Genomic DNA, 14,187 nt, shown 5'->3' on the forward strand with positions numbered 1-14,187 from the left:
CATTGCCTTCGCGCGGCGATGGGCGCAAGTGTGCGCATAATGGATGAGGGGGAAACCGCAGGCATGACGAGCTATCGGCCGCGCTGGCGCAAGAAGCGCTATGCCGTGCCCGGTCTCTCGCTGATCACCCTATTGGCGGTTTTCCTCATGGCCTGGGCCAATCGCGAAAGCATCGCGCATGATTTCATCCGCGACCAGTTCGACGCCTATGGCATCGAGGGTACGTACGAAATCGAACGCATCGGCGGGCAAACGCAGGTCATCTCCGATCTCGTAATCGGCGACCCGGCAGCGCCCGACCTCACCGCGAAACAGGCTGTGGTGAAGCTCAAGTATCGGTTGGGCTTGCCGCAAATCGGCAGCATCACGCTGGTGGAGCCGCGTCTTTACGCGACCTACCTCGATGGGCGGCTGAGTTTCGGGTCGCTCGATCCGTTGGTGTTTGCCGAAAGCGAGGAGGAGCCCGGACTTCCCGCGTTCAACGTCGCGATAAGTGACGGTCGCGGCTTGCTCGAAACGGACTATGGCCCGGTAGGCTTCAAACTCGAGGGGAAGGGACCGCTCGACAACGGATTCACGGGCATTTTCGCGGCAGTTGCTCCCGATCTTGCGATTGGCGGGTGCGAAGCGCGGCAGACGACGCTTTACGGCAAGGTGTCGACCGATGGAGGCACGCCGGAGTTCTCAGGTCCGCTGAGGCAGCAAGACCTTACCTGCGAGGGCAACGGCGTCCGGGTGACCGGACTGGTTGCCGAACTCGATGCAGCCATGACACCTCAATTGTCCGATCCCTCGATCGAGGCGCGGATCGACACGGATGCGCTCGCCATTCCCGGCGGTGCGGCCCAGTCGCTTGCGGGGACGATCCGTGCACAGATACGGGGCGATGATGCCACCGCCCGTTTCTCGCTTGCCGCGCGCGGTTTCGAGACGCCGCAGGCTATCGCCGCCGTCATGACAGCCGAAGGCGTGGCGCGCGGTCGCGGCGGCTTCGAACGGTTGGAGGTAGATGGCAATCTCGAAGGTAACGGTCTGCGGCTCGGCAGCCGTCTGGTCGACGGCATCGAAAGCCTGTCCCAAGCGGGCGAGGGCACGCTTGTCGAACCGATTGTCCGCAAGATCGCTGCATCGCTGCAGGCGCAAACCCGTGGCAGTTCGCTGGAGGCCCGCATCCGTTTCAGGCAAGATGCGAAGGGATATTCGCTGCTGATCCCGCAGGCCGAACTGGCCGGAGGCAGGGGCGGGCGCATTCTCTCCCTGTCGCGGGTTCAGGTGGGTGCCAGTACAGGAGAGGCTGCCCGCTTCTCCGGCAATGTCGCGATCGGTGGCCCCGGCCTGCCGAGCATTTCGGGCCGGATGGAAAACAACGGCGGGGCCGGTCCGGTCTTCCGCCTGTCCATGGCGCCCTACGAAGCTGGCGGATCTACGCTGGCCATCCCCCGCATGAGCATCGTGCAAGGCGAAGGCGGGGCGTTCGGCTTTTCCGGCCAGGTAGAGGCGACCGGCCCGGTGCCCGGCGGCGCAGTCGATGGCCTCTCGGTTCCGGTCAGCGGGCGCTATGGCGCTGACGGGGCGCTTGCACTCTGGCGGGATTGCACGCGGATCGCGTTTCGCCGCATCGCCTTTGCAGATCTCAATATCGCTGGGCCCGGCCTGACGCTTTGTCCGCCACCGGGTCGCCCGATGCTGCGCAGCGGGGCTGCCGGTATCCAGTTCGCAGCCGGTGCTCCTTCTCTCGACCTAAAGGGTTCGCTTGCCGACACGCCCATCCGTATCGCCAGCGGCCCGGTGGGCTTTGCCTGGCCCGGTACGATCAGCGCCCGTAATCTTGCAATTGCGCTGGGTCCGGCGGAAAGCGCCAGCCGTTTCGTCATCAGCGATCTTCAAGCACAGGTAGGCGAGAATATCGCGGGGACATTCTCCAATGCGGACATCAGGCTCGCATCGGTTCCGCTTGATATTGGCAATGCGACCGGAAACTGGGATTACACTGGCGGCGTGTTCACCATCGGCAATGCATCGCTCCGCGTAGCCGATCGCGAAACTCCCGACCGCTTCCAGCCGCTGGTCGCCAACGGCGGCACGCTGACGCTGCGCGACAGCATTATCGACGCGCGCGCCGAACTGCGCGATCCATACGAGGGGCGCCTGATCACTATCGCCGATATCCGACAAAATCTGGGAACGGGGGCAGGGTATGCCGACCTCGACGTGCCCGGTATCGTGTTCGACGAGAACTTCCAGCCGTCACCATCCAGCAACATCTGCTTCGATGGCGGCGAGCCGGGCCCGCGGGAGCCGAGTGGCCTCAGTTGCCTTGCGCTGGGCGTCGTCGCCAACGCGGAAGGGACCGTCACCGGTCGCGGCCGGATCGACTGGGACAGCGATGGCGAAGTCACCAGCACCGGCACCTTCTCCACCGATGACTTCGATTTCGCAGCCGCATTCGGGCCCGTCGAGGGCGCCAGCGGGACCATCGAGTTCACCGACCTGCTGGGCCTGACGACCGCACCCGGCCAGAAATTGCGCGTCGCATCGATCAATCCGGGCGTCGAGGTGCTGGATGGTGAGATCGAGTTCGAACTGCGCGGCGGCGAGGTGCTTGCGGTTGCCGGCGGAAGCTGGCCTTTCATGGGCGGCCGCCTCATCCTGCGCGAGGTCGATTTCAGGTTCGGTGTCGAGGAAGAGCGGCGATACATCTTCGAGATTGTCGGCCTGGATGCCGCGCAATTCGTCGCCCAGATGGAATTCGAGAATATCTCCGCGACGGGGATCTTCGACGGAACCGTGCCAATTGTCTTCGGTGAAAACGGCAATGGCCGGATCGACGAAGGCATCCTTCTCTCGCGGCCCCCGGGCGGCAATATCTCCTATGTCGGCGAGCTGACCTATGAAGACCTCTCGCCGGTCGCCAATTATGCCTTCGACGCCTTGCGCAGCATGAACTTCACCCAGATGCGCGTGGTCATGGAAGGACCGCTGGCAGGCGAAATCGTCACCCGCGTGCGCTTCGACGGCGTCAGCCAGGGCGAGGGGGCGAAGAAGAACTTCGTGACCCGCCAGCTTGCCAAACTGCCCATCCAGTTCCGCATCAACATCAGGGCGCAATTCTACCAGCTGCTGACTTCGCTCAAGGCGCTTTATGACCCGGCTGCCGTGCGCGATCCGCGCGAACTGGGCCTGCTGAGCGACGACGGCACCCGTTTCCTCCGCCGCTCTGTCACCGGCGAGGAAGTGAAGCCCGAGATTGACCCGGAAGATGTCATTCCGGATGAACCCACCATTCAGGACCAGGAAAGCGAGTAGGGGCTATGAGAACCGTTGAATTGACTGACCCTGCGCCCCTTGCAAGAAGCGCCGCCATGGATGTTTCAAGCAGGAGGCCGGGTTTGCGGATTTTGGCCGTCGGGCTCGTCCCGTTCGCGCTCGCAGGGTGCATCACGCTGGAAGCACCGACCGAGCCGATCGTGATCGAACTCAACGTCAATATCCGGCAGGAAGTGATCTACCGGCTCGCGGAAGACGCGGGCAACACGATCGAGGAAAACGCGGATATCTTCTGATGGGTGATTTTATGACCAGGACCATGACCAAGATGATGCTGGCGGCAGCCGTGGCTGCGACCGCACTGGGCGGCATCGCGACCCCTGCCTTTGCGCAGCGCGACCCGGCCTATGCCGCGGCCCGCGCGTCGGGCGAAGTGGGCGAGAAGATGGACGGTTACCTCGGCATCGTCGGCGCCGAGACGCCGGAGCTTCGCCGGATCGTCAACGACATCAACATCAAGCGCCGCGCCGTCTATGCGGAACGGGCACAGGCCAACAATGCCACGCTCGAGGAATACGCGCTCACCGCAGGTTGCCAGGCGATTCTGGCGACTTCGCCGGGCGAAAAATACCAGGCGCCGGACGGTAGCTGGCAGACCCGTTCCAGCGCAGCCCCCTTGCGTGATTCGCGCTGCCCCTGAGGCTATCGGTCCCCGCGCATCTTTGCTCCGGTGACCAATATGCGACGGGTGTTGCGTTTAAAGGCGCAATTCGCCTTCCCTCCATGTTGACTCGCAAAGGCCCCCCTTCTAAGGGGGCCGCGCCCTTGGCGGGCAAGTCCCTGCGCGTGCCGCGCAACCCCCTTTAAAGGAGCAAGGCATGAGCGATGACAAACCCGCACGGGAACCCATCGAGGAGGATGCGCGGATCGACGCGCTGGAAAAGCGGCTCGCAGCCGCCCAGCAGCGCGAAGAGGAGCGTAACCGCCCGCAGGTTTCCGGTTCCGATGCGAACTATCGCAGCGGCAACCGGGTTCTGGCGGATCTGCTCGGAGGGCTCCTTGGCGGTTCGGTGATCGGTTATGCCATTGGCTACTTTACCGGCACGAACCCGTGGGGTCTGTTGGTGGGACTGTTCCTCGGGATAGTCGTTGCCTTCAGGAACATCATCCGCGCGGCAAACCAGCGCCCCGAAGAATGATCCCGCAATGGGGATTCCGGGGCGCTCGTTACAGGATTTAGGGACGTAACAGACGTGGCAGCCGAACAGGCCAAAGTCGATCCGATGTACCAGTTCACCATCCAGCCGCTGGGCGGCTCGGAAGGTTGGGAACTCGCGGGCTATAATATCGCCTTCACCAACAGCGCGCTGTGGATGCTTATCACCACGGTCGTGCTCTTCGTGTTCGTGCTCGGCGGCATGCAGCGCCAGCTTGTGCCCGGCCGCTGGCAGATGATGGTGGAAACCTTCACCGGTTTCATCGACAACATGCTCGAAGCGAACATCGGCAAGGCCGGGCGCAAGTATGTGCCCTATGTCTTCAGCCTGTTCATGTTCATCCTGTTCGCCAACCTGCTCGGCCTCCTGCCGCTGGGCATCGTCGGCGTCCACCCGTTCACCTTCACCAGCCACTTCACCGTGACCGGCGTCCTCGCGATCATCAGTTTCGCGATCGTCTTGATCGTTGGTTTCTGGAAGCACGGGCTGCACTTCTTCTCGCTCTTCGTGCCGCATGGCACGCCGCTGCCGATGATACCGGTGATCGCGCCGATCGAGTTCATCTCGTTCATGGTGCGCCCGTTCAGCCTCGGCCTGCGACTCTTCGTCGCCATGATGGCCGGACACGTGCTGCTCGAAGTGCTGTCCAGCTTCGTGATCGACGGTACCAATGCCGGCGTCCTGTGGGGCGGCATCGTGGGTCTGCCGAGCTTCCTTCTCATGGTCGGTATCTGCGCGCTCGAACTGCTGGTCGCAGGCATCCAGGCCTATGTTTTCGCTCTTCTGACGTCGCTGTACATCAACGACGCCGAGAACCTTCACTAAGTCTTCAATTCAAAGTTTTTCCCAAAGGAGTTTGTCATGGAAATGGAAGCTGCAAAGCTGGTTGGCGCCGGTCTCGCTGCAATCGGTGCCGGCATGGCCGCCATCGGTGTGGGTAACGTCTTCGGTTCGTTCCTCGAAAGCGCTCTGCGTAACCCGGGTGCTGCCGACGGCCAGCAGGGCCGCCTGTTCATCGGCTTCGCCGCTGCCGAACTTCTCGGCCTGCTGGCGTTCGTCGTTGCCATGATCCTGATCTTCGTCGCCTAATCGACGACTTTCGAGATCGCACCGGTCGGGATACGCCCGGCCGGTGCCATGAATTTTTCGCACCCGCTTTTCGAGAGCTGCAATGCCCCAGATAGCACAGCTTGCCGATACGTGGTCCAGTCAGGTCTTCTGGCTGCTGGTCTTCTTCGGCATCACTTTCTTCGTCATCGGCAAGGGCATGGTGCCCAAGGTGATGGAAACCGTTGCCCAGCGCGACGGTCAGATCGCCGCTGACCTCGCCGCAGCCAAGGCTGCGCGTGACGCGGCCGACGAACAGGAAGATGCCTGGCGGGTGCGTGAGAATGAAAACCGCGCCGCTGCACAGGCGATCGTGGCCAAGGCCAAGGACGAGGCTGCTGCCAAGTCCGAAAAGAAGCTCAAGGCTGCGCAGACCCGCATCGACAAGAAGCTTGCCGACGCGGAAGCCCGCATCGGTGAAGCCCGTACTGCGGCGCTCGCCGAAGTCGAAAGCGTTGCAGTCGAAGCGGCCCAGGACATCGCCCAGCGTCTCGCCGGTGTGAAGGTGACCAAGCCTGCCGCCGCCAAGGCAGTGAAGGAGGCAATGGCCAATGGCTAATACCACTCCTGAAGTCTTCGCGACGGAAGCTGCCGAAGTGAACACCGAGGTCGGTCACGGCGGTGCAGGTACGCATGCAGAGCCCGAACTGTTCGGTCTGGCACCGTTCCAGATCGTCTCGATCGCGATGCTCATCCTCCTGCTCATCGCCTTCTTCGGTGCCAAGGTCCACAAGACCATCGCCGGCGGCCTCGACAGCAAGATCGCCGCGATCAAGGACCAGCTGGAAGAAGCCAAGCAGCTCCGCGCCGAAGCCGAAGCGCTTCGCCAGGAATATGCCGACAAGATCGCCGGTGCCGAAAAGGATGCCGAAGCCATGCTCGCCAATGCGCAGCATGAAGCCGACGCGATCCTCGAAAAGGCGGAAGCCGACAGCCAGGCCATGGTCGAGCGTCGCAAGCGCATGGCGGAAGACAAGATCGCTGCCGCAGAGCGTGAAGCGGTCGAGGACGTCCGCAACCGTGCCGCGCTCGCCGCAACTGCTGCGAGCCGCGCGCTGATCGCCGACAAGCACGACGCCGATGCCGACAAGGCGCTGGCAGACAAGGTCATCGCCGGCATCTGACGGTCCGACCTTTCAAAGCACGAAAAAGCGCGCGAGGCCATCGGGTTTCGCGCGCTTTTTTTCTTTCAATCCGGGATTGCCACGCTATTGCGAAGCGTTAGCAAAAAAGGATCGTTTCGTGAATCGTGTCTTCCTCACCAAGCTGCATCTCATCGCGGCTGCCATCATGTTCCCTGCCATACTGATGTTCCTCGTTACGGGGGCGCTTTACACGTGGGGCAACACCGGTGAATGGCGGGAAGAGACGGTCCTTGTGCCGCTCGAGCAGCCGCTAGCGGAAGACGAGGCACAGCTGAAGCAGATCGCGCTTGCAGGCCTTGCGCAGCAGGGCCTTTCAGCGCCGAGTGGGAAGACCAAGGTCAGCAACGAGGATGGCGAGATTTCGCTGTCCTGGTCGGGCGCGCGCAGCGAGGCGAAAGTGGTCGCGAACGATGATCCGCTGGTCGCCGAAGTCGAGGTGAAGGAAGCTTCGCTTCACCGCTGGCTGGTACAGTTGCACAAGGCGAAGGGTAGCACGGCTTTCAAGATTTACGCGACGGTCCTGGCAATCGTCCTCTTCCTGCTGGTGCTCAGCGGCGTGATCATGGGCCTGCAGGTCAAGGCGCTGCGCAAGCTTACGATCACCTGGAGCATCGTGGGGAGTGCCGCATTCGTGGGCTTCGTCCTGCTGGGCTAGGGTTCCAGCACGATCTTCCCGACGATCTCTCCTGCCTCCATCGCTTCGAAGGCTTCGCGCCATCGGGCGAGGGGCAGGGTACGGTCGATATGGGGGCTGATCCGGCCTTCGCTTGCCAAGCGCTCCAGTTCGGCGGCGATCCGCGTGGCGCGGTCGGGGAAGTGACGCGCATATTCTCCGGCCCGTACGCCGACCACCGAGAACCCCTTGATCAGCGGGATATTGACCGCGATTTCGGGAATGCGACCGGCCACGAAGCCGACGACCAGTAGCTTCCCGCCAAAGGCGACGCAGCGGGTGCTCTCGTCGAAAACGTCCCCGCCGATAGGGTCGAAGACCACGTCGCAGAGCCTGCCACCGGTAAGTTCCGCTACCTCTTCACGGAAGCGGCCCGTGTTGAGGATTACCGCGTCCGGGGCGGCGATCCGCTCGAGTGCGGCCTGCTTATCCTCGCGGTGCGAGGCGGCAATGACCCGGGCTCCGAGTGCTTTGGCCAGATCGCAAGCCGCAAGCCCGATCCCGCCGCTCGCGCCGTGAACCAGCACTGTCTGGCCTTCCTGCAATCGGCCTAGCTCGACCAGGGCGACATAGGCCGTGTGATAGGCTGCGCCCATGGCCGCCGCCTCGGGAAAGCCTAGGCCGGCCGGGACGGGCCTGAGCGACGAGACGGGAAGGGCCACGAGATCCGCAAAGGCACCGGTTTTCGCGCCGCCCATGACGCGGTCACCGGGCGTGAAGCCGCTGCCTTCATCGGCCTCGACCACTTCGCCTGCCATTTCGAGGCCGCTGACGAAGGGCACGTCCGGCTTGAACTGGTAGGTTCCGCGGGTCATCAGCAGGTCGGGATAGTTGAGCGAAGCCGCACGCACCCTGACGAGGACTTGCCCCTCTTCCCGCACGGGGTCGGCGATATCCTCGATCTGCGTCCCCGAAAGGTCGGACGACAGCGACCGGACGACGAGTGCCTTCATGGCGTCAGAAGTTGTCCTTGGCTGCCCGGAGCGCCGCGAATGTCTCCGCGGGCGTGCTGCCGCCCCAGCGATCGCGCAGTTCCGCGCTGTCCGCGCGCAGGAAGGGATTGGTGATCAGTTCGCGCGACAGGACGGTGGGAACGGTCGGTTCACCCTTGGCCCGCTTCTCTTCCACCCGGGCGGCGTAGAGCTGCAGCTCGGTATTGTCGGGATCCGCGTGCAACGCGAACTTCGCATTCGATGCCGTATATTCGTGCGCGCAGTAGAGCAGCGTGTTTTCGGGCATCTGCCTAATCCGCTCCAGGCTGTGCCAGAACTGGTCGGGCTTGCCTTCGAACATCCGCCCGCAGCCGAGTGCGAAGACGCTGTCGCCGACGAAGGCGAGGTCGGCTTCGGGAATGTGGTAGGCGATATGGCCGTTGGTGTGGCCCGATACGTCGATCACGCGCGCGTGCCAGCGGCCCAGTTCGACCTTGTCGCCATTGCCCACGACGCGGTCGATCGGCGTCAGGCGCTCGACTTCCTGCGGGGCGACGACCTTGGCGCCGGTGGCCTCGACGATGGCCTTGTTCCCGCCGGCATGGTCCGGATGCCAGTGCGTGTTCCACACCTGCGTGATGCGCCAGCCCTTCGCATCGGCCTGCCTCAGGTATTCCGCGCCGTCGGGCGTATCGATCGCGGCGGTTTCGCCGCTTTCGGGATCGTGGAGGAGGAAGCCGTAATTGTCGGCAAGGCAGGGAAACTGGTGAACCTGTAGCATGGCCGGCAGCCTACGCCCGTTGCCCCCTATAGGAAAGGCCCGCCTGCTCGGGTGAGCAAGCGGGCCTTCCTGATTACCCTGATGAAGGGAGGAAGAGCTTAATCTTCCTTCTTCTTCAGCGCTTCGCCGAGGATGTCGCCGAGCGAAGCACCCGAGTCCGACGAACCGAACTGTGCGACTGCTTCCTTTTCTTCGGCGATCTGGCGAGCCTTGATCGAGAAGGTCGGCTTCTTCGAACGATCGAAGCCGGTGACCATCGCGTCGACCTTGGCGCCGGGCTGGAAGCGATCCGGACGCTGTTCGTCGCGGTCGCGGCCGAGGTCCGAACGCTTGATGAAGCCGGTCGCGCCGTCTTCGCCGACCTGCACTTCGAGACCGCCATCGCGGACTTCGAGCACGGTCACGGTGACGACCTGGTTCTTGCGCAGCGAGCTGCCGGCGCCGGCTTCGGTCGGAGCACCCTTTTCGAGCTGCTTCATGCCGAGGCTGATGCGTTCCTTCTCGACGTCGACGTCTAGAACGACGGCTTCGACCTGCTCACCCTTGCGGTGCAGGGCGAGGGCGTCTTCACCCGAAATGCCCCATGCGATGTCCGACATGTGGACCATGCCGTCGACGTCGCCCGGAAGACCGATGAAGAGACCGAATTCGGTGGCGTTCTTGACTTCGCCTTCGACCTTCGTGCCGACCGGATGGGCTTCGGCGAACTCTTCCCACGGATTGCGCTGGGCCTGCTTGAGGCCGAGGCTGATGCGACGCTTTTCGCTGTCGACTTCCAGGACCATGACTTCGACTTCCTGCGAGGTCGAGACGATCTTGCCCGGGTGGACGTTCTTCTTGGTCCAGCTCATTTCCGAAACGTGGACCAGGCCTTCGATGCCCGGCTCGATTTCGACGAATGCACCGTATTCGGTGATGTTGGTGACGGTGCCCGTCATCTTCATGCCGACCGGGTACTTGGCGGCGACGCCGTCCCACGGATCCGATTCCAGCTGCTTCATGCCGAGGCTGATGCGCTGGGTGTCTTCGTTGATGCGGATGATCTGGACGGTCACGGTCTGGCCGATTTCGATCATTTCGCTGGGGTGGTTGACGCGCTTGTAGCTCATGTCGGTGACATGGAGCAGGCCGTCGATGCCGCCGAGGTCGACGAAGGCACCGTAGTCGGTGATGTTCTTCACGACGCCGTCGATCACCTGGCCTTCGGTCAGCTTGTCGATCAGTTCGCTGCGCTGTTCTGCACGTGTCTCTTCGAGGACCGCGCGGCGCGAGACGACGATGTTACCGCGGCGACGGTCCATCTTCAGGATCTGGAAGGGCTGCGGCATGTCCATCAGCGGGGTGACGTCGCGCACGGGGCGGATGTCGACCTGCGAACCGGGCAGGAAGGCCACGGCGCCATCGAGGTCGACGGTGAAGCCGCCCTTGACGCGGCCGAAGATGCGGCCGTCGACGCGCTTGCCTTCGCCGAATTCGCTTTCAAGCTTGTCCCATGCAGCTTCGCGGCGTGCGCGGTCGCGCGACAGCATGGCTTCGCCGTCGGCGTTTTCGATGCGGTCGACGAACACTTCGACTTCCGAGCCGACTTCGAGGCCGTGCTCGTCTTCGCCGCGCATGAATTCCTTGAGGTCGACGCGGCCTTCGCTCTTCAGGCCGACGTCGATGTGGGCATAGCCGTTTTCGATTGCGGTAACGGTGCCCTTGACGACACGGCCTTCGAAGCCGCCGTCATCGGCGCCGCCGAGCTGCTCGTCGAGCATTGCCGCGAAATCGTCGCGGGTGGGGTTGGCTGAGGTTGCCATATGTAAGTAGTCCTACGTTCGTTTTGCTACCGGCCACCGGTTTTACCGGGGTCTTTCACCGTCTGCCTGTGCACGATTGCACGGGCCGTACGGGGCAAGAGGGCCGTGATCTCCGCGAGGCCGGATGCCGCCGCGAAGGTCCTTTCGATCTCGGAGATGTTCGGGACGGGCGCGCGCCTAGTGCAAACCCCTGCGGAAAGCAAGGGAAATGCACCCCTTCGCCCTACAGGATGGAACACATGGAACACGGTCCAGGCGGAAAAAGCCCAGGCCCGGCGAAGCAGCGGGAAAGGCGCGTGTTTCGGCGGGTTCGTGGCGATCTTTCGGGACATGGAGGATGCCCTGCCACGCCTTCGCCCCTGTAGGAAAGCGGGCGCTCCGGCAAATCTCCGCCGCGCGCCCGCCAGTCCCTCAGATCGTCACCACGCGTCGTATCCGCTGCGCGAATGGTTGGTGGCGCAATCGGCGAACCGCGCCTGCAGCTTGGCGGGCGTCGAATTGGGATCCGACAGCCCATCGCGCCACGCATCCCATGCCGCGCCGAACTTGGCGGCGTTCTCGGTCTTGCCGATCCACCAGAACATCGTCTGGTCCTGGTCCTGGATCGGGGTGAGGATGGTGGCGGTATAGCCGTAGGACCGGCCCCACTGGTTGAAGTCCTTCACGATCGCCATGTACTTGCCGATCGGGCAGGTGTCTTTCAGCTTGGTCCCGATGACATCCCAGTGTTCCGCCTGTGCGGGGGATGCGGTCAGGCCGACCAGGGCTGCAAGGATAAGCATCTTCTTCATAGCTTCTCTCCCGTTGAGGGACAGAAAAAGCGCGGTTCGCACACGTCGCGGGCCGTGTTTCGCTGTCCTGCAGCGACCCATGCGCGACCTTTTGGCGACCACTTTTTGCGAAGGCGGACTATCTGCGCCTGTTGCGCGGGCTTGGCAAGCCTGCTGGCCGGTGCCTTACGGGCAGGGCTGCTGGCCGGTCAGGGCATTCACCGCTTCGAGCGCCGCGGCAAAGGCTTCCTCCCGGTCGAGCGCGCTGGTGTCGATGACCAGCGCATCTGCTGCCGGGACCAGCGGCGCAACGGCGCGGTTGCGGTCGCGCTCGTCGCGGCGGCGCAGGTCGTCCTCGATCTCGGCCAGCGTGACGGGCACGCCGCGATCGCGCATTTCGAGGAAGCGGCGCTGGGCGCGCGCCTCTACGCTGGCGGTCACGAACAGCTTCGCCTCGGCCTCGGGGGCAATCACCGTCCCGATATCGCGCCCGTCGAGCACCGCGCCGCCCTTCTGCGTGGCGAAACTGCGCTGGCGTTCGAACAGCGCCTGGCGCACCGCGGGGTGGACCGAGACTCGGCTGGCGAGCCCGCCGGTTTCCTCGTCGCGCAAATGCGGGTCGTCCAGCAGGCTGTCGGGAAAGGCGGTCGCAGCAAGCGCGTCGCCGCTATCGTCCGGGTCTCCGCCGTCGAGGAACACCTGCCGCCCGACTGCGCGATAGAGCAGACCGGTGTCGAGATGCGGCAGGCCGAAATGCGCGGCGAGGGCCTTGGCAATCGTGCCCTTGCCCGAGGCGGTTGGTCCGTCGACGGCGATAATCATTCGGGCCTGCTGCGCGACTTGAGCGCCTTCCACAAGCCCCACAGCGCAATCGCCGCCCAGAAACCTTCCAGCACGAGGCTCGGCCAGTTGGTGTGCACCAGCAGTGATACGGTGAGCAGCGCAGCGCCGAGGAGGTTGGTGCCGTGGAGGATGAAGGGGTTCGGCTCGTCCTTCCACCTCAGATAGGCATAGGCGGCGATGATGCAGGCCATGCCGACGAAGCCGACGGCGGTGTAGATGTCGAAAGCCTCGCTCACGCGGAGGCTTCTTCCAGCAGCGCCATGAAGTTGGGGAAGCTGGTGGCGATGGGCTCGGTGCTGTCGATCTCGACACCCGCCGCGCTAGCCAGGCCGGCAACCGCCATGCTCATGGCGATGCGGTGGTCGAGATGGGTGGTGACGGGGCCGCCGCCTGCCAGCGGCTTGCCGCCGGTGCCGCGGATGAGCAGGCCGTCCTCGCGCTCCTCGACGCTGGCGCCGGCGAGCGACAGCGCGGTTGCCATGGCGGTCAGGCGGTCGCTTTCCTTGACCCGCAATTCGTCGAGGCCGCTGGTGATGGTAGTGCCTTGCGCCAAGGCAGCGGCAACGAAGAGGACGGGGAACTCGTCGATCATGCTCGGCGCGATGTCGGGATCGACCTCGATGCCCGTGAGCTGTGCATGGCGCACGCGCAGGTCCGCGACCGGTTCGCCGCCGACCTCGCGTTCGTCGAGGTAGTCGATATTCGCGCCCATCTGCTTCAGCACGCGGAAGATGCCGTCGCGGGTCGGGTTGAGGCCGACGTTCTCGATCACCAGATCGCTGCCCGGAACCACGCTGGCGGCCACCGCGAAGAAGGCGGCAGAGGAAGGATCGCCCGGGACGGTGATGTCGCAGGGCGTCATGTCGACGGGGCCGGTCAGCGAGATGTGCTTTTCGCCTTCGATCTCTTCGACGCGCACGTCGACGCCGAAACCGCGCAGCATCCGTTCGGTATGGTCGCGGGTCGGCACCGGCTCGATCACCGTGGTGGTGCCGGGCGTATTGAGGCCGGCGAGCAGGACCGCGCTCTTCACCTGCGCGCTGGCGACGGGCAGGCGATAGGTCATCGGGACGGCCGGTTGCAGCCCTTCCATGACCAGCGGCAGCGTGCCGCCGGGGGAGGAGGTGAAGCTCGCGCCCATGATGCAAAGCGGATCGATCACGCGGCCCATCGGGCGCTTCGACAGGCTGGCATCGCCGGTAAAGGTTGCGGTGATGCCGTGGCTGGCGACGAGGCCCATGAGCAGGCGGGTGGAGGTGCCCGAATTGCCCATGTCGAGCGCGCCTTGCGGCTGGAGCAGCGTGCCCACGCCCACGCCGTCGACCACCCAGGTGTCGCCGTCCTTCTCTATGCGGGCGCCCATGGCGCGCAAGGCGGCGGCGGTGGAAAGCACGTCCTCGCCCTCCAGCAGGCCGGAAATACGGCTGCGGCCCACCGCCAGCGCGCCGAACATGAGCGAGCGGTGGCTGATCGACTTGTCGCCGGGCACGCGGATGCGTCCGGTCAACGGGGTTCGGGGCAGGAAACGGTGTGCGGTCAACGGTTTTTCCGGTAAGGGAAGGGCACTTGCGCGCGGGTCTTTGACAGTGGCAATGGCTTCTGGCAAGGCGCGCGCGCTGTTGATTCCTGCGCAGCGGGAACCCATCAATA

16 protein-coding genes are annotated in these 14,187 nt (G+C 64.1%); 9 read left to right on the plus strand and 7 right to left on the minus strand.

The genetic code is table 11. The annotated features are described in order from the left end of the window. Positions 1-39 precede the first annotated feature (39 nt). The 9 genes from LC083_RS11940 to LC083_RS11980 all read left to right on the plus strand — a co-directional run bounded on the left by LC083_RS11940 (position 40) and on the right by LC083_RS11980 (position 7,391). Positions 40-3,306, plus strand: a complete 3,267-nt coding sequence (locus LC083_RS11940) for a YdbH domain-containing protein (protein WP_226700575.1) — start codon at positions 40-42, stop codon at positions 3,304-3,306. Positions 3,307-3,389: 83 nt separating this feature from the next. Further along, positions 3,390-3,563, plus strand: a complete 174-nt coding sequence (locus tag LC083_RS11945) for a YnbE family lipoprotein (protein WP_319003440.1) — start codon at positions 3,390-3,392, stop codon at positions 3,561-3,563. Continuing rightward, complete coding sequence (locus LC083_RS11950; RefSeq protein ID WP_226700577.1) at positions 3,563-3,967, plus strand: YdbL family protein; 405 nt, start codon at positions 3,563-3,565, stop codon at positions 3,965-3,967. The genes LC083_RS11945 and LC083_RS11950 overlap by 1 nt, the downstream gene beginning before the upstream one ends. 178 nt (positions 3,968-4,145) lie before the next feature. Further along, on the plus strand, positions 4,146-4,466 hold the full coding sequence (locus LC083_RS11955) for an AtpZ/AtpI family protein (protein WP_160606768.1): 321 nt from the start codon (positions 4,146-4,148) through the stop codon (positions 4,464-4,466). A gap of 54 nt (positions 4,467-4,520) precedes the next feature. After that, positions 4,521-5,309 carry a F0F1 ATP synthase subunit A gene (locus LC083_RS11960; RefSeq protein ID WP_315899616.1) on the plus strand — a complete coding sequence of 263 codons (789 nt, stop codon included), beginning with the start codon at positions 4,521-4,523 and terminating at the stop codon, positions 5,307-5,309. 36 nt (positions 5,310-5,345) lie between these two features. Further along, entirely contained in the window at positions 5,346-5,573 is a 228-nt protein-coding gene (locus LC083_RS11965) for a F0F1 ATP synthase subunit C (RefSeq protein WP_160606770.1), read from the plus strand. Between the two features lie 82 nt (positions 5,574-5,655). After that, positions 5,656-6,150 (plus strand): ATPase, encoded by a 495-nt coding sequence (locus LC083_RS11970; protein WP_226700578.1) that lies wholly within the window; start codon positions 5,656-5,658, stop codon positions 6,148-6,150. Next, positions 6,143-6,715, plus strand: coding sequence for a hypothetical protein (locus tag LC083_RS11975; protein WP_160606774.1), 573 nt, complete (start codon positions 6,143-6,145; stop codon positions 6,713-6,715). Before LC083_RS11970 ends, LC083_RS11975 begins: the two co-directional genes overlap by 8 nt. Before the next feature lie 118 nt (positions 6,716-6,833). After that, positions 6,834-7,391 carry a PepSY-associated TM helix domain-containing protein gene (locus tag LC083_RS11980; protein ID WP_226700579.1) on the plus strand — a complete coding sequence of 186 codons (558 nt, stop codon included), beginning with the start codon at positions 6,834-6,836 and terminating at the stop codon, positions 7,389-7,391. Here the strand turns inward: LC083_RS11980 and LC083_RS11985 are convergent. The 7 genes from LC083_RS11985 to aroA all read right to left on the minus strand — a co-directional run bounded on the left by LC083_RS11985 (position 7,388) and on the right by aroA (position 14,077). Beyond that, positions 7,388-8,362, minus strand: coding sequence for an NADPH:quinone oxidoreductase family protein (locus tag LC083_RS11985; protein WP_226700580.1), 975 nt, complete (start codon positions 8,360-8,362; stop codon positions 7,388-7,390). The two genes, LC083_RS11980 and LC083_RS11985, sit on opposite strands and share 4 nt — an antisense overlap. Positions 8,363-8,366: 4 nt before the next feature. After that, positions 8,367-9,122 carry a hydroxyacylglutathione hydrolase gene (gene gloB / locus LC083_RS11990; RefSeq protein ID WP_226700581.1) on the minus strand — a complete coding sequence of 252 codons (756 nt, stop codon included), beginning with the start codon at positions 9,120-9,122 and terminating at the stop codon, positions 8,367-8,369. A gap of 98 nt (positions 9,123-9,220) precedes the next feature. Beyond that, positions 9,221-10,924, minus strand: a complete 1,704-nt coding sequence (gene rpsA / locus LC083_RS11995) for a 30S ribosomal protein S1 (protein ID WP_224832423.1) — start codon at positions 10,922-10,924, stop codon at positions 9,221-9,223. 419 nt (positions 10,925-11,343) lie between these two features. Next, a complete protein-coding gene (locus LC083_RS12000; RefSeq protein ID WP_160606783.1) occupies positions 11,344-11,715 on the minus strand; it encodes a hypothetical protein in 372 nt (123 codons plus the stop codon). A 165-nt stretch (positions 11,716-11,880) separates the two neighbouring features. After that, entirely contained in the window at positions 11,881-12,516 is a 636-nt protein-coding gene (locus tag LC083_RS12005; RefSeq protein WP_226700582.1) for a (d)CMP kinase, read from the minus strand. Then, a complete protein-coding gene (locus tag LC083_RS12010) occupies positions 12,513-12,773 on the minus strand; it encodes a CBU_0592 family membrane protein (protein WP_226700583.1) in 261 nt (86 codons plus the stop codon). Before LC083_RS12010 ends, LC083_RS12005 begins: the two co-directional genes overlap by 4 nt. Further along, positions 12,770-14,077: a 3-phosphoshikimate 1-carboxyvinyltransferase gene (aroA, locus tag LC083_RS12015; protein WP_226700584.1), complete on the minus strand. Its 1,308-nt coding sequence runs from the start codon at positions 14,075-14,077 to the stop codon at positions 12,770-12,772. The genes LC083_RS12010 and aroA overlap by 4 nt, the downstream gene beginning before the upstream one ends. Positions 14,078-14,187: the final 110 nt, after the last annotated feature.

The organism is Qipengyuania gaetbuli, assembly GCF_020524765.1.
GTDB lineage: Bacteria > Pseudomonadota > Alphaproteobacteria > Sphingomonadales > Sphingomonadaceae > Qipengyuania > Qipengyuania gaetbuli_A.